Origin of the sequence: Deinococcus sonorensis KR-87 (genome assembly GCF_040256395.1) — a bacterium.
Taxonomy (GTDB): Bacteria; Deinococcota; Deinococci; order Deinococcales; family Deinococcaceae; genus Deinococcus; species Deinococcus sonorensis.
On the sequence record NZ_CP158299.1, the window covers coordinates 1,017,044 to 1,037,181 of the forward strand.

The following is a 20,138-nucleotide window of genomic DNA, read 5'->3' on the forward strand; positions in this document are numbered from 1 at the left end:
GGAGTCTAGAGTGCCGCCGGGTCCGGGAGTGTGGTGCGTGTCTGAGCGCGGCCGGGTGCCAGGGCGTGTGGGGTGGCCTGCCACCACGTGAGCAGGGTGGCGCTCAGGTCCTGTGGCGCGCACACCCGCACCGCCAGGTCCAGCTGGGCCGCGACGCTGGCCGCCGCACACTCGCCCTGCTCGCCGCTGTGGCCCAGCGCGTCGGTCCAGGCCGGCAGCACGCCACCCTCCTGAAAACTCAGGTCGCCCTGCTCCACGGTCCGGAGCGGCACGCTTACGGCGGGTCCACGCGCTAGCGCCCGGTCCAGCACCACCACGCCGGTCAGTGGACGGCCCTGCAGCGGATCGGTGTACAGCCGCAGCGCGGCGGTCAGCGGTGTCAGGTGGTCGTACACCAGCAGCAGGGTCTGGCCCTTGCCCGGCAACGCCTCCAGCACCCGGGCCGCCTCGCGGGCCTGCTCCGGCCTCGCCGCCACCGCCCAGTGATGCCCGCCGGCCCCGCCCTGATACAGCGCCAGCGTGCTGCCGTACACGTCGCTCCAGCTTCCAGTCAGCTGCATGGCTGGCATTCTACCGGCCTTTGGCCGCGTGGCCTCCTGACCGGGCGCGTCCACTATCATGTCAGCCGTGCGCCTGCTGCTGCTCTCGGACATCCACGCCAACGCTGTGGCGCTGGAGGCGGTGCTGGCCGATGCCCAGGCCCGGCGCTACGACCGGGTGGTGTTCCTGGGCGACGCGGTGGGCTACGGTCCGCGCCCGGAAGAGGTGCTGGCCACCCTGCGCCGCCTGGACGCCACCTGCATTCTGGGCAACCACGAGGAACACCTGCTGGAGCTGATCCAGCACCCGGCCGCACCGCACAACTCGGTGGTGCTGCAGGCGCTGGAGTGGCAGTTGACCCGGCTGGACAGCGCCGACCTCCACGACCTGAACCGCTGGCGCGACGGCATCGAGGACCCGGAGGTGGGCGCCCGCTACCGCCACGGCAGCCCGCTGGCCCTGGACCAGTACACCGACTCGGTCACGGCCGCGCGCGAGGTGTTCGCCAGCTGGGCCGGTCGGCTGGCTTTCGTGGGCCACACCCACGTGCCGGGCGTCTACGCCACCCTGAACGCGCCGGTGGGCGAGTGGGTCAAGTTCCAGGGCTTTCCGGAGGGCGGGAGCTACATGGTGCCGCCCAGCGCCCGGGTGATCCTCAACCCCGGCTCGGTGGGTCAGCCGCGTGACGGCAACCCGCAGGCCAGCTACGCCGTCTACGACACGGGACGCAGCAACTTTGAGGTGTACCGCGTGAGCTATGACGTGCCGCTGGTGCAACGGCAGATTCTGGAGGCCGGGCTGCCCGAGGTGCTGGCGGCCCGGCTGAGCATCGGCAAATGACGGCCGCACTGCCGCCCGAACTGCACCCGGTCCTGCTGGACGAGGTGCGCGGCTACCGGGGCCACGCCCTGCTGCTGACCGGGCCGGCGCGGGCCGGCAAGGGCGGGCTGGCGCTGCGGATCGCGGCCCTGCAGAACTGCAGCGGCGCCGACCCGCGCAGCCCGGAGGCGCCCTGCGGCCACTGCGCGTCCTGCCGCAGCCTGGCGCTGGGGGCGCACCCGGACCTGCTGACGGTCAGCCCGCGCACCACCACCAGCACCGGCCGGGTGGCACGGCGGCGCATCATCCCGATCGGGGCAATTCTGGAGGAGCGCGACGACGCCCACGAGTTCGAGCAGCACGTGTACCAGTTCGTGGAGCTGCGGCCCACCTACCGCCGCCGGGTGGTGCTGATCGAGGGGGCCGAGCACCTCAACGAGAACGCCGCCAACGCCCTGCTGAAGCTGATCGAGGAGCCGCCCTACGACGCACTGTTTCTGCTGCTGGCCGAGGATCTGCGCGCGGTGATGCCCACCATCGTGAGCCGCTCCGCGCGCCTGAGCGTGACGCCGCTGGGCGAAAGCGGCATGCAGCGGGCCGCCACGCTGGCCGGCCTGCAGCCGGACCCGGAACTGCTGGCGCTGGCGGCCGGGCGTCCCGGGGTGCTGGGCGCGGCGGAGGCGGTGACGGCGGCGCTGGAGGACGGGCGGCGGCTCACGGAGGCGGTGCGCGGCAGCCTGCTGGAGACGCTGGAGGCGGCCGAGACGATGGAGAAGCGTTTCGACAGCGAGTGGCACGTGCAGGCGCTTCACCACCTGTGGCAGCACGAGTCGCCGCAGGTGCGCGCCCACGCGGACGACGCGCTGGAACGGCTGCTGTCGGCGCTGGAAGGCTACGCCAGCCCCAGCCTCGCGTTCCAGGTGTTCGCGCTGGACCTGCGCGCGGCCTTCGGGGAGGGCGGATGACCCGGGTCAAGATCTGCGGCACCACCACGGTGGCCGACGGGATGCTGGCGGCCGAGGCCGGCGCCGACGCCATCGGGCTGATCTTCGCGCCCGTCAGCCGGCGGCAGGTGGACGTGCAGACGGCCCGCCAGATCAGCCTGGCGGTGGGGCCAGCGGTGGGCCGGGTGGGCGTCTTTCTGGACCAGCCACTGGACGAGGTCTTGCGGCTCGCAGCAGCGGCCCGGGTCTCGGCCGTGCAGATTCACGGCCGGGTGTCAAGTCTTTACCTGGAGACGCTGGCTTGCTACCATCCCGTTCTGCGTGTGCTGACCCCCGCTGAGCTGGCGGGGGCCGGTGCGCCGCCCATAGGCCACACCCTGATGTTGGACGCGCCCACGCCAGGCCAGGGGGTGCCGCTCGACTGGGAAGCGCTGCGGCCGGGCTTTCTGCCGGGCAGCTGGCTGGCCGGTGGGCTGGGACCGGAGAACGTGAAGCAGGCCATTCAGGTGCTGCAACCGGCCGGAGTGGACGCGGTCAGCCGGCTGGAAATGGCGCCGGGCCACAAGGACCCCGCCAGGGTCCGGGCCTTCATCCAGGCGGTCAAAATGGCCAGCTGGAGTGCCACAAACGAAAGTTATCCACAGTGAAACGGAAGCCTGTGGATAACTCTGAAACGTTTGAAACAGGGGCGTTCGAGGGGCATTCGAGTGCGCCAGGACGCCCGAATCCCGGTTTCTGATCGGCCGCATGCGGTGAGTCACCCGGAGGTTATCCACAGTCCCTGTGGATAAGCCTGTGGATAACTTTCAGCGAATGCGATGCACATAAGTCGGGCGGACCGGGCGACATCACGCGCCCGGTCCGCCCGATGAGATGTCTGATTCAGCGGCGCAGCAGGCGCCAGACGCCCGGCAGCAGCAGCGCCGCCAGCCCCAGCTTCAGGGCGTCGCCGATCAGGAAAGGGATCAGGCCGGCATGTAACAGGCTGGTCCCCTTCAGGCCAGTGACCACGCTCAGCCACGGCAGGCCCAGGCTGTAGATCACCACGCTGGCGGCCAGCATCGCCAGGGCCGTGCCGCCCACCCGGCGGTCCAGACCGTAGCGCTGCACCAGCCAGCCGACCAGCCCGGCCGCCAGCACGTAGCTGAGCAGGTAGCCGCCGGTGGGGCCGGCCAGCTTGGCCAGCCCGGCGGAGCTGCCCGCGAACACCGGCAGGCCCACCGCGCCCAGCGCGAGGTAGCTGGCCAAGCTCAGCGCGCCGCGCCGGGCACCCAGGGCCGCGCCCACCAGCAGCACGCCCAGCGTCTGCAGGGTGATGGGCACCGGGTACAGCGGCACCTCCACCTGCGCCAGCAGCGCCACCAGCAGGGCGCCGCCCAGCACCAGCAGCACGTTGGTCAGCAGGCGCGACTGTGGAAAGGCGGCGCGGGCGAGGGTCGGAAAGCGGGTGGACACGGGAGACTGGGTCATGGGTGTTCCTTTCGGGAGATCAGCTGCACGTCGCCGGCGCTGATGGTGAGGGGCGGGCCGTGGTCCGGCTGGACCAGCAGGCTGCCGTCCGGGGCTAGGTCGAGGGCGAGGCCAGAGACCGGTCCGGCCAGCGTCTGCACCTGCACCTGCTGGCCCAGCGTGACGCTGGCCCGGCGCCAGGCGTCCAATACCTCGCCGGCGGGAGCGTTCAGCCAGCGGTCCAGGCGGCCCAGCAGCACTTCCAGCACCCCGGCGCGGGTGACGCCGGGCCGGAAGGCCGACAGGTGGGCGGCGCCCGGCGGCGCGTCGTGGACGTTCAGGCCGATGCCCAGCACCGCGCGTTGCAGCTCCTCGCCGCGCAGGTCGGCCTCCAGCAGGATGCCGGCCAGCTTGCCCCCGTCCGGAGCCAGCAGGTCGTTGGGCCACTTCAGCCCGCCCACCCCGGCGGCCTCGTGCAGCGCCACGCCGGCTGCCAGCGGCAGCAGGCCCAGCTGCGGCAGCGTCAGGCTGCCGGGCAGCAGCACGCTGAAGGTCAGGCCCGCCCCGCTGCTGTCCCAGACGCGGCCCCGCCGCCCGCGTCCGGCGGTCTGCTGTTCGGCCAGCACCACCGCTCCGGCGGGGGCCGGCGGGCTGGCGGTGGCCCAGGCCCGCAACTCGTCCTGGGTGCTGCCGCAGCGGCCCAGGTAGCGGTAGGGCCGGCCCTGCAGCTGCAGCAGCTGCGGGGCGGGGGTGCCGGCCGGCAGGGCGTAGCCGCGCCGCGACACGCTCAGCGGGTAGCCCTCGGCCTGCAGCGCGTGCGCCAGCGTGTGGACGCTGACGCGGTTGACGCCCAGCTGCGCCGCCAGCCGCAGTCCGGATTGCGGCTGGTCGGTGAGCAGGGGCAGCAGACGGACCGGCACGTTCAGCAGTTTGCCTCCAACCGCTGAACGAAAGCAATGAACCGGGTGCAGACACACCGCTCAGGCCACCCGGGTCGCTCGGCTATGCTGAAGGCCGTGACCACCACCGATTCTCCCCGGCGACCGGGGCGCCGGCGCACCACCGGCGCCAGCCCGGTGCGGACGCTGGAGCGTGGCCTGCACGTGCTGAGCGTGCTGGGGGCCGGGGGCGCGGCCACCCTCAGCGACCTGAGCCGGCGGGCCGGGCTGTCGGCCAGCACCGCTTCCCGGCTGCTGCAGACGCTGGAAAAGGCCGGTTATGCCGAGTGGGACGCCGCGTCCGGTCAGTGGCGGGTGGGGCTGGGGGCGTACCGGGTGGGAGCCGCTTACGTGGGCGGCAGCGGCCTGACCGGCGCGGCCGACCCGGCGATGCAGCGGCTGGTGGCCGAGCTGGGCGAGACCTGCAACCTGGCGGTGGTGCAGGGCGGCGAGGCGGTCTACATCCATCAGGTGGAGGGCCGGCAGCTGGTGCGGATGTTCACCACCCTGGGCGCTGGAGCCAGCCTGCACGCCACTGGGGTGGGCAAAGCGCTGATGGCGTGGCAGCCGCCCGAGGAGGTGCGGGCGCGGCTGGGCGGCGGCCCCTACCCGGCCCTGACCCCGCACACCCTGACCACGCTGGCGCAGTATCTGGAGAGCCTGGAGGCGGTGCGGCAGCAGGGTTACGCCCTGGACGATCAGGAGCGAGAGCTGGGCGTGCGTTGCGTGGCGGCCCCGGTCCACGACGCCGCCGGCCGGGTGGTGGCGGCGCTGAGCGTGAGCGCCCCCACCACCCGGCTGAGCGAGGCGCGGGTGCCGGAAACGGCCCGCCGGGTCCGGGAGGCGGCGGCCGAGGTGTCGCGGCGGCTGGGCTACGGAGGGCCGCCGTGAGCCGCCCTGGAGAGCAGGGCAGCACCGACACCTTTCTGGAGCGGCTGCAGGCCGACTGGGGACGGGTGCTTCCGGAGCTGGACAGCCAGCCGATGCTGCTGCCGATCCTGGTGGCGCGGCTGCATCAGGCGCTGTCCCGGCGGGTGGAGGACACCTACCGGGCATCGGGCCTGAACGCGGCCAACTGGGACCTGCTGGTCACGCTGCGGCGCAGCGCCCCGCCGGAGGGCCTGACGCTCTCGGAGCTGGCGGGCCTGACGGCGGTGGCGGGCCCCACCATGACCAACCGGGTGGACCGGCTGCAGCAGAAGGGGCTGGTGGAGCGGCTGGCCGACCCACAGGACGGCCGCAGCTGGCGGATCCGCCTCACCGCGCATGCCGAGGCGCTGCTGGACCGGCTGCTCCCGGCCCACGTTCATAACGAAGCGCGGCTGCTGTCGGGGCTGAGCGCGGCGGAGCGGGCGCAGTTCGAGCGCCTGATCCGCCGGCTGCTGCGCGACCTGGAGGTTCCGCCCGGCTGAATCACCCCTCGGCCGCGCAGGATTCGCACCGGGTTCTGCAAGGCCCCGGTCATCCCGCCCCGGACCCCACTGCTCCGCCCCTTCCGGCTTTGTTTGACCCGCCCGGCGGCCATCCCGTACCATTTACTTAGAAGTCGAAGTACCGACGCGGGGAGGTCTCAGCATGGCGCTGGCCACGAAACGGACGCTGGAGCAGGTGAACGGCCTCACGGAGCCAGAATTTGTGGCGATGTTCGGCGCGGTGCTGGAACACTCGCCCGCGTACGCGCGCCGTGCGTGGGCGCAGCGGCCGTTCGAGAGTGCAGAAGTGCTGGCCGCCGCCTTCCGCCAGGCGGTGCAGCAGGACGACCCGGCTGCCCAGATGGCGCTGATCCGGGCGCACCCGGACCTGGCCGGCAAGGCGGCGCTGGCCGGTGAACTCACTGCCGAGTCGGCTGGAGAGCAGCGCTCGGCGGGGCTGGACCGGCTGAGCCCGGATGAGTACGAACGCTTTCACCGCACCAATGCCGCCTACCACGAGAAGTTCGGCATTCCCTTCGTGGTGTGCGTGCGTGAGCACACCAAGGACAGCATCCTGGAGCAGGCCGAGCGCCGGCTGACCCACACCCCCGAGCAGGAGCGGCAGGCGGCGCTGGACGAGGTGGCCAAGATCGCCCGGCTGCGCGTGCTCGATCTGATGGAGGAGACCCCATGACCCAGACGGTGAGCAGCAACCCCAACGACGAGTTCAAGGGCCGCTTCCGGCTGGCCCAGAACAACTACGGCAAGAGCGACATCCGGCTGGTGCGGGTGGACCGGACCCAGCCGCGCCATGTGCTCAAGGACGTGCGGGTGGACGTGGCGCTGGAAGGCGACTTCACCGCCGCCCACGTGGACGGCGACAACGCCGGCCTGCTGGCCACCGACACAATGCGCAACACGGTGTACGCGCTGGCGCAGTCTCAGCTGACCGACAGCGTGGAGCAGTTCGGCATGACCCTGATCCGGCACTTCCGTCAGGCGGGCCCCAGTATCCGCGGCGGCACGGTGCAGCTCACCGAACACCTCTGGGACCGGATGCTGGTTCACGGCGTCCAGCACGACCATGCCTTCACGCGCGCCAGCGGCCAGCACACCGCCACCGTCTCGGGCGACGGCGAGACCTTCAGCGTGACGAGCGGCATCAACGAGCTGACCATCCTCAAGACCACCCGCAGCGGCTGGGAGGGTTTCCTGCGCGAGCAGTACACCACCCTGCCCGAGACCGACGACCGGATTCTGGCGACCGTGGTGGACGTGAACTGGGAGTACACCCCGACGGCGGTGCAGGACGAGGCCACCGACTACGACGCCATCTTCGCGGGGGTGCTGGACCAGTTGCAGACCTCGTTTGCCGATCACTACTCGCCGTCCATGCAGTACAGCCTGTACCGCATCGGCTCGGCGGTGCTGGAGCGCTTCTCGCAGATCAGCCGCATCCACCTGTCGTTCCCGAACCGCCACCACATCCTCTACAACCTGGAGCGCTTCGGCATGGAGAACAGCAAGACGTCGGACGTGCAGGTGCTGCACGCCGACGCCGAACCGTACGGCCTGATTGAGGGCTGGGTCGAGCGCGCGTGAGCCTCAGCACCCACGTGCTGGACACCGCCCAGGGCCGCCCGGCCGCCGGACTGCGGCTGGAGCTGTACCGGCTGGACGGTGAGCTGCGCGAGAACTTGGCGAGCGCCGTGACCAACCGGGACGGCCGCACCGACCGGCCGCTGCTGGCGGCGGACGAGGCGCAGCCGGGCGTGTACGAGCTGGTGTTCCACGTGGCCGAGTATTTCCAGGCCCAGGGGGTGGCGCTGCCGCAGGTGCCGTTTCTGGACACGGTGCCGCTGCGTTTCGGCATTGCGGACGCGGCCGCCCACTATCACGTGCCGCTGCTGGTCTCGCCCTGGAGTTACAGCACCTACCGTGGCAGCTGAGCTGCCGCATTTCCCTTCCCTTTCCCGCCGGTTCCGGAGGTTTTCATGGCGTTCAGCTTCACCCTGAATGGCCGCACGGTCACGCCGTCCGGCTATGCGGCCCACACCACCCTGCTCGACTGGCTGCGCTCCGGCGGACTCACCGGCAGCAAGGAGGGCTGCGCGGAAGGCGAGTGCGGCGCCTGCGCCGTGCTGCTGGCCCGCCCCACCGATGACGGCCTGGGCACCCGCTGGGACGCGGTCAACGGCTGCCTGCTGCCGCTGGCGGCCCTGGACGGTCAGGAGGTGCGGACGGTGGAGGGGCTGGGCCAGCCGGGAGCGCTGCATCCGGTGCAGCAGGCGATGAGCGTGGGCGGCGGCTCGCAGTGCGGGTACTGCACGCCCGGCTTCGTGGTGAGTATGGCCGCCGAGTACTACCGCGAGGGGCGTGACGACTTCGACATCCACGCGCTGAGCGGCAACCTGTGCCGCTGCACCGGCTACCGGCCGATCCGGGACGCCGCCATGACCCTGGGGCAGCCGGACCCGCAGGACCCGCTGGCCCGGCAGCGCCTTCAGCCGGCCGCTTTGCCCGCCGAGACCCACCTGCAGACAGCCCAGGGCGAGTTTCACCGCCCCGCCACGCTGGAAGACGCGCTGGCCCTGGTGCAGCAGCACCCGGACGCCCAGGTGCTGGCGGGCGGCACCGACTGGGGCGTGGACCTGAACCTGCGGCACCGCCGCGCCGCCGTCACCATCGCCATTGACCATCTGCCGGAGCTGCGGGTGCTGCAGGAGGACGCGCACACCCTGGAACTCGGCGCGGCCCTGCCGCTCTCGGAACTGGAGCGCCGGCTGGCCGGGCGGGTGCCGCTGCTGGCCGAGCTGTTCCCGCAGTTCGCCTCGCCGCTGATCCGCAACCGCGCCACGCTCGGCGGCAACCTGGGCACCGCCTCCCCGATCGGGGACAGTCTCAGCGCCCTGCTGGCGCTGGACGCCCGGGTGGTGCTGGTGGGGCCGCAGGGCGAGCGCGAGGTGCCGCTGGAGCGCTACTTCACCGGCTACCGTCAGACCGAGCGGGCGGTGGGTGAACTGATCCGGGCGGTGCGGCTGCCGCTGCCGCTGGCGCCCATCACCCGCTTCTACAAGGTGGCCAAGCGCCGCTACGACGACATCAGCGGCGTGTCGGCGGCCTTCGCGCTGACGCTGGACGGCGAGCGGGTGCAGCAGATCCGCATCGGGCTGGGCGGGGTGGCCGCCACTCCGCTGCGCGCCTACCGCACCGAGGACGCCCTGGTGGGTCAGCCGTGGACCCCGGACACGGCGCGGCAGGCGGCCCGTCTGATGGGCCGGGAGGGCACCCCCATGAGCGACATGCGCGCCAGCGCCGAGTACCGGAAGGCCATGCTGGAGCAGCTGCTGCTGAAGTTCCACTTTGAGACGAGCGGCCAGGAGGTGCCGGCATGAGCGGGCCGGTGGGCGAGGCGCTGCCGCACGAGTCGGCCGAACTGCACGTGACCGGCGCGGCGCTGTACACCGACGATCTGACCGCCCGCACCCACGGCGTGCTGCACGCCTGGCCGGTGCAGGCCACGGTGCCGCACGGCGTCCTCACCCGGCTGGATGCGAGCGCGGCGCTGCAGGTGGCCGGGGTGGTGCGGGTGCTGACCGCCGCCGACGTGCCGGGCGTCAACGACGCGGGCGTCAAGCACGACGAGCCGCTGTTTCCGCAGGAAGTGATGTACCTGGGCCACGCGGTGTGCTGGGTGCTGGGCGAGACGGTGGAGGCGGCCCGGCTGGGCGCGGCGGCGGTGGTGGTGGAGACCCAGGCCCTGCCGGCGGTGGTGCGGCTGCGCGACGCGGTGGAGCAGGCGTCGTTCCAGGGCATGCCGCTGCACCTGCGCCGGGGCGACGTGGCCCAGGGGCTGGCCGGGGCCGTCCACACCTTCTCCGGCGAGTTCGAGTTCGGCGGGCAGGAACACTTCTACCTGGAAACCCACGCCAGCCTGGCCACCATCGACGAGGCCGGGCAGGTGTTCATTCAGAGCAGCACCCAGCACCCCACCGAAACGCAGGAGATCGTGGCGCACGTGCTGGGCCTGCCGAGCAACCACGTCACGGTGCAGTGTCTGCGGATGGGCGGGGGTTTTGGCGGCAAGGAGATGCAGCCGCACGGGCTGGCGGCAGTGGCGGCGCTGGGGGCCACGCTGACCGGCCGTCCGGTGCGGGTGCGCCTCAACCGCACCCAGGACCTGACCATGACCGGCAAGCGGCACCCCTTCTACGCCCGCTGGACGGTGGGCTTCGATGAGGCGGGGCGGCTGCTGGCGCTGGACGCCGAGCTGTACTCGGACGGTGGCTGGAGCCTGGACCTCTCGGAGCCGGTGATGGCGCGGGCGCTGTGCCACATCGACAACGCGTACTTCATTCCGCACGTGTCGGTGCTGGGGCGGGTCTGCCGCACCCACAAGACCTCCCAGACTGCCTTCCGGGGCTTCGGGGGGCCGCAGGGCATGCTGGTGATCGAGGACCTGCTGAGCCGCTGCGCCCCGGCGCTGGGCCTTACGGCACACGAGCTGCGCGAGCGCAACTTCTATCGGCCCGGCCAGACCACTCCCTATGGCCAGCCGGTGCGCCATGCCGAGCGGCTGACCCGCATCTGGGCCGAGCTGCAGCAGAGCAGCGATTTCGCGGCGCGGCAGCAGCAGGTGGAGCAGTTCAATGCCCGCTCGCCGCACCGCAAGCGCGGGCTGGCCATCACGCCGCTGAAATTCGGCATCAGCTTCAACTTCACGGCCTACAACCAGGCGGGCGCGCTGGTGCACGTCTACCGGGACGGCTCGGTGCTCGTCAACCACGGCGGCACCGAGATGGGCCAGGGCCTCCACACCAAGATGCTGCAGGTGGCGGCCAGCAGCCTGGGCGTGCCGCTCAGCACGGTGCGGCTGGCCCCCACCCGCACCGACAAGGTGCCGAACACCAGCGCCACGGCCGCCAGCAGCGGCGCCGACCTGAACGGTGGGGCCGTCCGTGACGCCTGTCATCAGATCCGCACCCGGCTGGCGGCGGTGGCGGCGGGCCGCTTCGGGGTCCACCCGGACGACGTGCGCTTCGAGGCGGGCCGGGTGTTCCCGCTGGGCCACCCGGATCAGGCGCTGGACTTCGCAGCGCTGGTGCACCACGCCTACATGCACCGCACCCAGCTGTGGGCCGCCGGGTACTACCGTACGCCGGGCCTGCACTGGGACAAGGACGCGATGCAGGGCGAGCCGTTTAAGTACTTCGCCTACGGGGCCAGCGTGTCGGAGGTGGAGGTGGACGGCTTCACCGGGGCGTATCAGCTGCGCCGGGTGGACATCCTGCAGGACGTTGGCGACAGCCTCTCGCCGCTGATTGACCTGGGGCAGGTGGAGGGCGGCTTCATCCAGGGGGCCGGCTGGCTGACCCTGGAGGACCTGCGCTGGGACGACCTGGGCCGCCTGACCACCAGTTCGGCCAGCACCTACAAGCTGCCCAGCTTCAGCGAGATGCCGCCCGTCTTCATCGTGAACCTGATGGAGCAGGCCACCGAGGACGGCGTGGTGTACGGCAGCAAGGCGGTGGGCGAGCCGCCGCTGATGCTGGCCTTCAGCGTGCGCGAGGCGCTGCGCTCGGCGGTGGCCGCCTTCGGGCCGGGCGGCGAGACGGTGGAACTGGCCTCACCCGCCACCCCGGAGGCGGTGTACTGGGCGCTCTCGCGGGTGCGCTCCGGCGGGCAGGTGGCCGCCGATGACTGAGCCGGGCCGGAGCCGTCATGCAGTGGCTGACTGAGCTGCAGCGGCTGCAGGCGGCCGGGACACCCTGCGTGCTGGTCACGCTGACCGGCGTGCGCGGCCACGCCCCGCGCGAAGCCGGCGCGAAGATGATCGTGACGGCCAAAGAGACCTTCGGCACGGTGGGCGGCGGCAACCTGGAGATGACGGCGGTGCAGCGGGCGCGGGCGCTACTGGCGGTGCAGGCCGGCACGCCCGACACCCTGACGCTGCGCCTGACGCCCACCGCCCCCGCCGAACACGGGCGGCAGTGCTGCGGCGGTGAGGTGACGCTGCTGCTGGAGCCGCTGCTGGCGCGGCGTCCGGTGGTGGCCCTCTTCGGAGTGGGGCACGTGGGCCTCGCGCTGGCCCGCATTCTGTCCACCCTGGAGCTGGAGCTGCACCTGTGTGATGGGCGGGCGGAGCAGCTGAGTCCCGAACGGCTGGCCGACGTGCTGCACGGCGCGGCCACGGTCCGGGTCCACCACGCCCCCATTCCCGATTCGGTGCTGGGCGAGCTGCCCGCCGGCGCGCACGTCCTGATCCTGACCCACGACCACGCCGAGGACGCCGCGCTGTGTGACGCGGCCCTGCGCCGCCCGGAGCTCGGCTTCATCGGCCTGATCGGCTCGGCGGGCAAGTGGCGGCATTTCCAGCAGCAGCTGGCTGCCGAGGGGCACAGCCCGGCCACCATCCGGCGCATCACCTGTCCCATCGGGCTGCCGGGCATCGGCAGCAAGCAGCCGGCCGCCATCGCGGTCAGCGTGGCCGCTCAACTGCTGCAGCACATCGAGGTGGCCCAGCGGCCTCAGAATGGACCCCTGAATGACTGACCTCGTCCTGTACCGCTCGGCCCTGTTCCATACCCCCGGCAACCCCTTTACCGGCGACGTTCTGCAGACCCTGACCGATGGCGGGGTGGCGGTGCAGGCGGGCCGCATCCTGGCCACCGGCGACTTCGCGGAGGTGCGGGCGGCCTACCCGGCGGCCCCAGTCCATGACCTGCGCGGCGGCGTGCTGCTGCCGGGCCTGGTGGACACCCACGTGCATTACCCGCAGCTGCGGGTGCTGGGCGGGCTGGGGATGCCGCTGCTGGAGTGGCTGGACCGCAACACCCTGCCGGAAGAGGCACGGCTCTCGGACAGGCCGTACGCGCGCGAGCTGGCCCGCGACTTCCTGGGCGCGCTGGCGGCCCACGGCACCACCACCGCGCTGGTGTTCGGCAGCCACTACCGCTCGGCCATGGAGGAGTTCTTTGACGTGGCCGGGCACAGCGGCCTGCGGATCGCGTCCGGGCTGGTGCTGTCAGACCGGCTGCTCCGGCCGGAACTGCACACCACCCCCGAGGCCGCCTTCGAGGAGAGCCGCGCCCTGATCCGGCAGTTCCATGGGCGCGGGCGGCTGCGCTACGCGGTCACGCCGCGCTTCTCGCTCTCGGCGTCCGAGGGCATCCTGGAGGCCTGCGGCGCGCTGATGCACGAGGCGGAGGGGGTGCACTTCACGTCGCACCTCAACGAAAACGTGGCCGAGATCGAGGCGGTTCGCGACCTGTTTCCGTGGGCGCAGGACTACCTCGACACCTACGACCGCTACGGGCTGGTCAGCCGCGCGTCGGTGTTCGCGCACAACATTCACCCCAGCGGGCGCGAGCTGAGCCGCATGGCCGCGGCCGGCTGCACCGTCAGCCACTGCCCCTGCAGCAACAGCGCGCTGGGCAGCGGCCTGTTTCCGCTGCGGCGGCACCTGGAGGCGGGCGTGCCGGTCGCGCTGGGCACCGACGTGGGGGGCGGCACCGGCTTCTCACTGTTCAAGGAGGGGCTGCAGGCGCTGTTCATGCAGCAGCTGACCCCGCCGGAGCAGCGGGCGGCGCTCACCCCGGCCCACTTGCTCTACCTCGCCACCCTGGCGGGCGCCCAGGCGCTGGGCCTGCAGGACGAGGTGGGCGACTTCCGGCCCGGCAAGGCCTTCGACGCGGTGCTGATCCGGCCCCAGGCGGGCACCCCGCTGGACATCCTGATGCGCCACGCCGACAACCCGGGGCGGGTGCTGGCGGGTCTCTTCACCCTCAGCGGCGCCGCCGACGTGCGGCAGGTCTGGGTGGAGGGCGAGACGGTGCACCAGCCCCGGGAGCACGCCGATGCTTGACCTGATCGTTCGCGGCGGCACGGTGGTGACGCCGGAGGGCGCCCAGCGGCTGGACCTGGGCGTGGAGGGCGGGCAGATCGTGGCGCTGGAAGCGGAGCTGAGCGCCCCCGCCCGTCAGGAGCAGGACGTCTCCGGGCTGCACCTGCTGCCGGGGCTGGTGGACATGCACGTGCATTTCAACGAGCCGGGGCGCGCCCACTGGGAGGGGCTGCGCTCCGGCAGCGCGGCGCTGGTGGCCGGCGGCGGCACCGTCTTCGCGGACATGCCGCTCAACAGCGACCCGCCGCTGCTGGACCGCCCCCGCTTTCAGGCCAAGCTGGAGGCCGCCCGGCGCGAGTCGCTGGCGGACTTTGCGTTGTGGGGCGGCCTGACGCCCGACAACCTGGCCGAACTGCCGGAGCTGGCCGGGTGCGGCGTGATCGGCTTCAAGGCGTTCATGAGCGGCAGCGGCATCGAGGAGTTCCGCGCCGCCGACGAACAGACGCTGCACGACGGCATGCAGGTGGCGGCGCGGCTGGGGCTGCCGGTGGCCGTGCACGCCGAGAGCGATGAGCTGACGGCCCGCCTGAGTGCTGGTCTCAACCGGCCGGGGGCGGGCTGGCGTGACTACCTGAACAGCCGCCCGGTTCAGGCGGAGCTGGAGGCCATCGAGCAGGCGCTGCGGCTGGCCCAGGAGACCGGCTGCGCCCTGCACGTGGTGCATGTCAGCAGCGGCGCGGGGGTGGCCCTGATCGCGGAGGCGCGGGCGCAGGGGGTGGACGTGACGGCCGAGACCTGCCCGCACTACCTCGCCTTCACGGACACTGACCTGGAGCGGCTGGGAGCGGTGCTGAAGTGCGCGCCTCCGCTGCGCGACGCCGCCACCCGCGAGACGCTGTGGCAGGCGCTGCTGAGTGGCGCGGTGGACACCATCGGTTCGGATCACTCGCCCAGCAGCCCGGACCTCAAGGACCGTGACAACCCGTTTGCCATCTGGGGCGGCATCGCCGGGGTCCAGAGCACGCTGCCGGTGCTGCTGACCGAAGGGTATGCCCGGCGCGGACTGCCGTTGCCGCAGCTGTCCGCATTGCTGTCCACCACCCCAGCCCGGCGCTTCCGGCTGGCGCGCAAGGGGACGCTGGCGGTAGGGCAGGACGCCGATCTGGTGGCGGTGGACCTGGGCGCCGTCTGGACGCTGGAGGCCGCCCAGCTGCAGCAGCGCTGGCCGCAGACCAGCCCGTACCTGGGCCAGCGGTTCAGCGGTCAGCCGCGCGCCACCTGGCGGCGCGGGCAGCTGATCTGGGACGGCCAGCAGACAGTGGGCCACGCGGGCGGCCAGTTGCTGACGCCCGGCCCGGTATCATGAGCCCATGAACAGTGTGCTTGCTCGTGGCCTGACCATCTTCGGCCTGATCGTGCTGGTGGTGGCGGCGGTGCTGCTCGGGAAGAACGTCTACGACATCAATATCCTGCATGCTGTGGCCATCGCCAACCGCAGCTCGTCGTACTTCAACCCGGTGTTCGAGGTGATGATCGCCACCGGCCTCGCGCTGGTGGCCGGGCTGCTGCTGGGTCTGGGGCTGTCGCGCCTCCGCCGCCGGCAGGCCTAGGCGTCCGGGCGTCAATGTTGACCGCATTACTTTAATCGCCCTTAAAGCTCCTAGCATGGAGCATTCATGGACGCCTCAAACTCAACGAACCCCCCGACGCCGGGCGAGCGATTGCAACAGCTGAACCGGGAGGTGCAGCAACAGCAGCATCGCCTGCAGGAAGCGCGCGCCCGCGAGCATGTGGGCGCGGCCGGCTGGGCACAGACCAGCCTGCTGGAAGACATCATCCGGGCCGGGCGGCAACAGCTGGCCGCCACCGACGCGCTGCGGCAGGTGATGACGTTCACCGATCAGGAGCTGCGCTCCACGCCGCTGGCCGCCGGTCAGGCGGTGCGGCAGGAACAGGAACACACGCTGCGGGAGGTGGTGGCGTCCGGCGATCAGCAGCTGAATGCGGCCCACGCCCTCTCGCGGGTGATTCAGGAGGCGCTGCAGGCTGTGACCGACACGCCGCTGCACGACATCAGCGCGGCCCAGCTGCGGCGGATTCATGGGCGGGTGCAGCAGCAGATCCGGGCGCTGCAGGTGGTCATTGAGGCGGCGCGCGCCCAGAGCAGCACGCTGGAACAGCTGCAGGCGCTCGATGAGGTGAGCGCGGCCTACAGCGAGCAGGTGGCGGCGCTGGACACCCTCAGCGCCGAGGAGGAGCTGAGCCACCTGCAGGAAACGGGAAAACAGGTGGTGGAGCGCATTTCGGAGCTGGAGGACGCCGGTCCCGCGCGTCAGCTGGAAGCGCTGGAGCGCATCGGCAGCGCGGCGGTGCAGCATGTGGGCCACACGGATGCCAGCCCCACCGAGCAGGTGCAGACGCTGACCCACCTGCAGGAGGAAACGGATCAGGCGCTGCGGCGCCTGCGCGAGGACACCGGAGCGGGCGACGCGCCGGATTGACCACTGCCGCTGGTGAACTTGCCCACTCCGGCCTGTCCGCCGTTCGGTGCGGTTCGGCACCTTGGGCAAGTCGCAGGGCGGCGTACAATCGGGGGCGTGAAACGGTCATTCGAGGTGCTGGACCTGGGCACGGTGCCGTACCCGGACGCCTGGCAGCTGCAGCGGCAGCACCACGCCCGGGTGGCGGAGGGCGGCACGCCCACCCTGCTGCTGCTGGAACACCCGGCGGTCATCACGCTGGGGCGCAAGGCGAAGGAAGGCGAGAACATCATCGTCACCCGCGACTACCTGGCGTCCCAGGGCATCGAGGTGCATGCGGTGGAGCGCGGCGGCGACGTGACCTATCACGGCCCCGGGCAGCTGGTCGGCTACGCCATCTTTCCGGTGGGGCGACGGGTCCGCGACTTTCTGCGGCTGCTGGAGGGCGCGCTGGTGGAGGCGCTGGCCCAGCTGCAGCTGCCGGCCCGGCCCAACCCCGGCTACGCGGGCGTGTACGTGGACCCGCGCGAGATCAATGGCCGCCAGTACGACCAGAAGATTGCCAGCATCGGGGTGGCGGTGCAGCGCAATGTGGCGTTTCACGGCTTTGGGCTGAACGTGGCCACCAACCTGCAGCACTTCGAGCTGATCCTGCCCTGCGGCCTGCAGGACACCCAGATGACCAGCGTGGCGCGGGAATACGGGCTGCGCGGGCTGGGCACCCCGCCCGACATGGCCCAGGTGAAGCAGGTCATCGCCGGCGCCTTCGCCCACACCTTCGAGCACTACGACTTTACGCTGCCGGAAGCGGCAGCGATGGGAGCACCATGACGCAGGCAGATCAGGAACCGCGTTTCATCAAGAACGGCATCTATCGCAAGGACTCGGTCCGGGCGCGCGAGCCGAAACCCGACTGGCTGCGCGTCACCATTCCGGTGGGCGGGGTCTTTGGCGAGGTCAAGAAGATCGTCAAGGAGCACCGCCTGCACACCGTCTGCGAGGAAGCGATGTGCCCCAACATCGGGGAGTGCTGGTCGCGCGGCACCGCCACCTTCATGCTGATGGGCCACATCTGCACCCGCGCCTGCCGCTTCTGCGCGGTGGACACCGGCAACCCGATGGGCCGGCTGGACCTGGACGAGCCGGCCAGCGTGGCCGACAGCGTGCGGCTGATGGGCCTGCGCTACGTGGTGCTGACCAGTGTGGACCGCGATGACCTGCCGGACGGCGGCGCGTACCACTTCGCCAAGACCGTGACGGCCATCAAGCGCGAGAACCCCGAGACGCGGGTGGAGGCGCTGACGCCCGACTTCGGCGGCAACACCGCCTGCGTGGACTTGGTGCTGGAGAGCGGCGTGGACGTGTACGCCCAGAACCTGGAGACGGTGCGCCGCCTGACCCACCCGGTGCGCGACATCCGTGCCAGCTACGACCGCACCCTCTCGGTGCTGCGGCACGCCAAGCAGGCCCGCCCGGACGTCATCACCAAGACCAGCATCATGCTGGGCCTGGGCGAAACCCGCGAGGAACTGCTGGAGACCATGCAGGACTGCCGCGACGCCGGGGTGGACGTGCTGACCTTCGGCCAGTACCTGCGCCCCACCCAGCATCACCTGCCGGTGGAGCGCTACGTGACCCCGGAAGAATTTGATGAGCTGCGCGACCTGGGCATGGCGCTGGGCTTTCTGGAGGTGGTCAGCGGACCGCTGGTGCGCTCGTCGTACAAGGCCGAGCAGGTGCTGGAGAAGGGCCGGCTGCCGGGCCACCTCGCCCACCTGGGCGAGACCGACACCCTCGGCATGCTGTAAGCGCAACTGGAGAACGGCCGGAGCGGATGTGGCTCCGGCCGTTCTCTATCCGGTCAGGTCCCTGGCCGCGTCGTCCAGCCACCCGGCCACCTCCTTCGGCGCCTCCAGCGGGAGCAGGTGGCCGGGGCCGTCCAGCTCCCGGAGCGCCGCACCAGGAAAGGCCGGCATCACCCGCTCGCGCATCACCTGCGGCGTCATCACCGGGTCGCTGCGGCTGGCCAGCACCCGCACCGGCACCGCGACGCGCGCCATCTGCCGCTCGTGGTGTTCGCGGCTGCCGTGGTCCGGCCAGGCAGTCCAGGCGGCCTGTTCCGCCCGCAGGCCATCCTCGATCAGCGAAAGCACGGAGGAGGCCGGCAGCGGCGCGCGCACGATCCCGGCATACAGGGCCCTCAGCCGCTCCGGATCACCCCAGGCGGCCTTCAGCTCGGCCCGGCCCCGCTCGGTCATCGGCTCGGGCGAGGGAGGGGAGGAGGCCAGCAGCAGCAACCCCGTCAGGCCCACCGGCTGCCGGGCGGCCAGCACCGCCGCCACCTTGCCGCCCATCGAGTGTCCGGCCAGGGTGTAGCGGGTCAGGCCGGCCGCCTGCACCTGCTGTGCCACATGGTCGGCCATGCCGTCCACCGTGTAGTCGTGGGCGCTGTGGCCCGCCGTGTTGCCCCCGAAGCCGGGCAGATCCAGCGCCACGGACAGCCGTCCCAGCCGGGCCTGCACGTCTGCCCACAGCGGCGCCGAGGTGCCGAAGCCGTGCAGCAGCACCACGGTGGAGGAGACCATCAGGAGCGCTGCCGGTCCGGCTGCACCGGGGGCGTGCCCCGGAACAGGTCGCGGCCCTCCAGCCGCTCCAGCTGAACGGGCCGGCCCTGCTCGGCACTCTGGTACAGCGCCGCCAGAATGCGCTGGTCCTGCAGGCCCTCCTCGCCCGGGGTGTAGGGCGTCAGGTCCTCCTGGACACACATCGAGAAGTGATCGAGTTCCAGCGCGAACTGGTCCACCTCGCGCACCAGATGCTCCGTGGCGGCCTCGGGACTGGCCTGCACCACCCGCAGGTTGGTGTAGGTGAAGGCCGGGTCCAGCGACAGGTTGGCGTCCTCGCCGTACACGGTCAGCGCCCGGTGCTGCGCCGCGCCGTAGCTGGTCAGGCAGTTGGCGATGATGCCGCTGGGGAAGCGCAGGATGAAGCTCACGCTCTCCTCGACCTCCTTGAAACGCGGGTCGCCGGGCGTGCTGTGGGTGTACGCGAACACCTCGTACGGCTCCTCGCCGGTCAGGAAGCGGGCGGTGTTCAGGCAGTACAGCCCCACGTCCGGCAGGCTGCCGCCGCCGGCCAGTTCACGCTTGAGCCGCCACTGCCCGTCGTTGGCCTCCACCTGGGTGTTGACCGAGTTGATCAGCTTGACCCGGCCCAGCTCGCCCCGCTCGATCAGCTCGCGGGCCAGCTGATGGTGCGGGGTGTACTGGATGCGGTAGGCGGTCATCAGCCGCACCCCGGCCTCACGGCAGGCCCGCACCATCGCCTCGGCATTCTCGGGGGTGTCGGAGAGCGGTTTCTCGCACAGCACGTGCTTGCCGATGCGGGCCGCCCGCTCGGCGTATTCGCGGTGCAGGCTGTTGGGCAGCACGATAAACACCGCCTGCACGTCCTCGCGCCCGCGCAGCTCCTCGAACTGCTCGTAGCTGTACACGTCGGCGTCGCTCAGGCCGTGCTGCCGGGCTTTCTGCAGCGCTTCGTCGCGGTCGCCGCTCACGATGGCCGCCAGCCGCGAGCGACCCGACAGCCGGAAGGCCGGCAGCAGCTCCTCGGTGGTCAGTTCCCCCAGGCCGATCACGGCGTAACCGACGCGCTCTTCCGGGGGCAGGATGGTGCGGATTTCCTTAGTCATGGGACGCCTCCTGCGGGTGGAA

Annotated in this window: 22 protein-coding genes; 17 read left to right on the forward strand and 5 right to left on the reverse strand. The window is 71.6% G+C overall.

Annotated features, from left to right (window positions below; translation table 11 throughout):
• Positions 1 to 5 precede the first annotated feature (5 nt).
• Entirely contained in the window at positions 6 to 560 is a 555-nt protein-coding gene (locus ABOD76_RS10315) for a hypothetical protein (protein ID WP_350244746.1), read from the reverse strand.
• Positions 561 to 618: 58 nt separating this feature from the next.
• On the opposite strand from ABOD76_RS10315, the gene ABOD76_RS10320 reads away from it, so the two are divergent.
• The 3 genes from ABOD76_RS10320 to ABOD76_RS10330 are packed head-to-tail and all read left to right on the forward strand — an operon-like array spanning position 619 to position 2,950.
• Positions 619 to 1,380 carry a metallophosphoesterase family protein gene (locus ABOD76_RS10320; protein WP_350244747.1) on the forward strand — a complete coding sequence of 254 codons (762 nt, stop codon included), beginning with the start codon at positions 619 to 621 and terminating at the stop codon, positions 1,378 to 1,380.
• Positions 1,377 to 2,324: a DNA polymerase III gene (locus ABOD76_RS10325; protein ID WP_350244748.1), complete on the forward strand. Its 948-nt coding sequence runs from the start codon at positions 1,377 to 1,379 to the stop codon at positions 2,322 to 2,324. The genes ABOD76_RS10320 and ABOD76_RS10325 overlap by 4 nt, the downstream gene beginning before the upstream one ends.
• Positions 2,321 to 2,950, forward strand: a complete 630-nt coding sequence (locus ABOD76_RS10330) for a phosphoribosylanthranilate isomerase (RefSeq protein ID WP_350244749.1) — start codon at positions 2,321 to 2,323, stop codon at positions 2,948 to 2,950. Before ABOD76_RS10325 ends, ABOD76_RS10330 begins: the two co-directional genes overlap by 4 nt.
• Before the next feature lie 235 nt (positions 2,951 to 3,185).
• On the opposite strand, the gene ABOD76_RS10335 is transcribed toward ABOD76_RS10330, so the two are convergent.
• Both ABOD76_RS10335 and ABOD76_RS10340 read right to left on the reverse strand, forming a co-directional pair.
• On the reverse strand, positions 3,186 to 3,773 hold the full coding sequence (locus tag ABOD76_RS10335) for a biotin transporter BioY (protein WP_350244750.1): 588 nt from the start codon (positions 3,771 to 3,773) through the stop codon (positions 3,186 to 3,188).
• Positions 3,770 to 4,672: a biotin--[acetyl-CoA-carboxylase] ligase gene (locus tag ABOD76_RS10340; protein ID WP_350244751.1), complete on the reverse strand. Its 903-nt coding sequence runs from the start codon at positions 4,670 to 4,672 to the stop codon at positions 3,770 to 3,772. Before ABOD76_RS10340 ends, ABOD76_RS10335 begins: the two co-directional genes overlap by 4 nt.
• 96 nt (positions 4,673 to 4,768) lie before the next feature.
• Between ABOD76_RS10340 and ABOD76_RS10345 the strand changes: the two genes are divergently transcribed.
• From ABOD76_RS10345 to lipA, 14 genes are all read left to right on the forward strand, one after another.
• The gene (locus tag ABOD76_RS10345) at positions 4,769 to 5,581 is read left to right on the forward strand and encodes an IclR family transcriptional regulator (RefSeq protein ID WP_350244752.1); all 813 of its coding nucleotides are present in this window, start codon (positions 4,769 to 4,771) and stop codon (positions 5,579 to 5,581) included.
• On the forward strand, positions 5,578 to 6,102 hold the full coding sequence (locus tag ABOD76_RS10350; RefSeq protein WP_350244753.1) for a MarR family winged helix-turn-helix transcriptional regulator: 525 nt from the start codon (positions 5,578 to 5,580) through the stop codon (positions 6,100 to 6,102). The genes ABOD76_RS10345 and ABOD76_RS10350 overlap by 4 nt, the downstream gene beginning before the upstream one ends.
• Positions 6,103 to 6,265: 163 nt before the next feature.
• Positions 6,266 to 6,796, forward strand: a complete 531-nt coding sequence (gene uraD, locus ABOD76_RS10355; RefSeq protein WP_350244754.1) for a 2-oxo-4-hydroxy-4-carboxy-5-ureidoimidazoline decarboxylase — start codon at positions 6,266 to 6,268, stop codon at positions 6,794 to 6,796.
• Complete coding sequence (gene pucL, locus ABOD76_RS10360) at positions 6,793 to 7,704, forward strand: factor-independent urate hydroxylase (RefSeq protein WP_350244755.1); 912 nt, start codon at positions 6,793 to 6,795, stop codon at positions 7,702 to 7,704. The genes uraD and pucL overlap by 4 nt, the downstream gene beginning before the upstream one ends.
• Positions 7,701 to 8,051 carry a hydroxyisourate hydrolase gene (gene uraH, locus ABOD76_RS10365; RefSeq protein ID WP_350244756.1) on the forward strand — a complete coding sequence of 117 codons (351 nt, stop codon included), beginning with the start codon at positions 7,701 to 7,703 and terminating at the stop codon, positions 8,049 to 8,051. The genes pucL and uraH overlap by 4 nt, the downstream gene beginning before the upstream one ends.
• Positions 8,052 to 8,096: 45 nt before the next feature.
• Positions 8,097 to 9,497, forward strand: a complete 1,401-nt coding sequence (locus tag ABOD76_RS10370; RefSeq protein ID WP_350244757.1) for a xanthine dehydrogenase small subunit — start codon at positions 8,097 to 8,099, stop codon at positions 9,495 to 9,497.
• The gene (xdhB, locus tag ABOD76_RS10375; protein ID WP_350244758.1) at positions 9,494 to 11,806 is read left to right on the forward strand and encodes a xanthine dehydrogenase molybdopterin binding subunit; all 2,313 of its coding nucleotides are present in this window, start codon (positions 9,494 to 9,496) and stop codon (positions 11,804 to 11,806) included. Before ABOD76_RS10370 ends, xdhB begins: the two co-directional genes overlap by 4 nt.
• 17 nt (positions 11,807 to 11,823) lie before the next feature.
• Positions 11,824 to 12,654 carry a xanthine dehydrogenase accessory protein XdhC gene (gene xdhC, locus ABOD76_RS10380; RefSeq protein ID WP_350244759.1) on the forward strand — a complete coding sequence of 277 codons (831 nt, stop codon included), beginning with the start codon at positions 11,824 to 11,826 and terminating at the stop codon, positions 12,652 to 12,654.
• Positions 12,647 to 13,966 (forward strand): guanine deaminase, encoded by a 1,320-nt coding sequence (gene guaD, locus ABOD76_RS10385; RefSeq protein ID WP_350244760.1) that lies wholly within the window; start codon positions 12,647 to 12,649, stop codon positions 13,964 to 13,966. Before xdhC ends, guaD begins: the two co-directional genes overlap by 8 nt.
• On the forward strand, positions 13,959 to 15,311 hold the full coding sequence (gene allB / locus ABOD76_RS10390) for an allantoinase AllB (protein ID WP_350244761.1): 1,353 nt from the start codon (positions 13,959 to 13,961) through the stop codon (positions 15,309 to 15,311). Before guaD ends, allB begins: the two co-directional genes overlap by 8 nt.
• Positions 15,312 to 15,315: 4 nt before the next feature.
• Positions 15,316 to 15,555 carry a hypothetical protein gene (locus tag ABOD76_RS10395; RefSeq protein WP_350244762.1) on the forward strand — a complete coding sequence of 80 codons (240 nt, stop codon included), beginning with the start codon at positions 15,316 to 15,318 and terminating at the stop codon, positions 15,553 to 15,555.
• A 66-nt stretch (positions 15,556 to 15,621) separates the two neighbouring features.
• The gene (locus tag ABOD76_RS10400; protein WP_350244763.1) at positions 15,622 to 16,446 is read left to right on the forward strand and encodes a hypothetical protein; all 825 of its coding nucleotides are present in this window, start codon (positions 15,622 to 15,624) and stop codon (positions 16,444 to 16,446) included.
• Positions 16,447 to 16,542: 96 nt separating this feature from the next.
• Entirely contained in the window at positions 16,543 to 17,256 is a 714-nt protein-coding gene (lipB, locus tag ABOD76_RS10405) for a lipoyl(octanoyl) transferase LipB (protein WP_350244764.1), read from the forward strand.
• Positions 17,253 to 18,233, forward strand: a complete 981-nt coding sequence (gene lipA / locus ABOD76_RS10410; protein ID WP_350244765.1) for a lipoyl synthase — start codon at positions 17,253 to 17,255, stop codon at positions 18,231 to 18,233. Before lipB ends, lipA begins: the two co-directional genes overlap by 4 nt.
• Before the next feature lie 45 nt (positions 18,234 to 18,278).
• Here lipA and ABOD76_RS10415 read toward each other — a convergent pair whose 3' ends face one another.
• Positions 18,279 to 19,010 carry an alpha/beta fold hydrolase gene (locus ABOD76_RS10415; RefSeq protein WP_350244766.1) on the reverse strand — a complete coding sequence of 244 codons (732 nt, stop codon included), beginning with the start codon at positions 19,008 to 19,010 and terminating at the stop codon, positions 18,279 to 18,281.
• Positions 19,010 to 20,116: a Gfo/Idh/MocA family oxidoreductase gene (locus ABOD76_RS10420; RefSeq protein ID WP_350244767.1), complete on the reverse strand. Its 1,107-nt coding sequence runs from the start codon at positions 20,114 to 20,116 to the stop codon at positions 19,010 to 19,012. The genes ABOD76_RS10415 and ABOD76_RS10420 overlap by 1 nt, the downstream gene beginning before the upstream one ends.
• Positions 20,117 to 20,138: the final 22 nt, after the last annotated feature.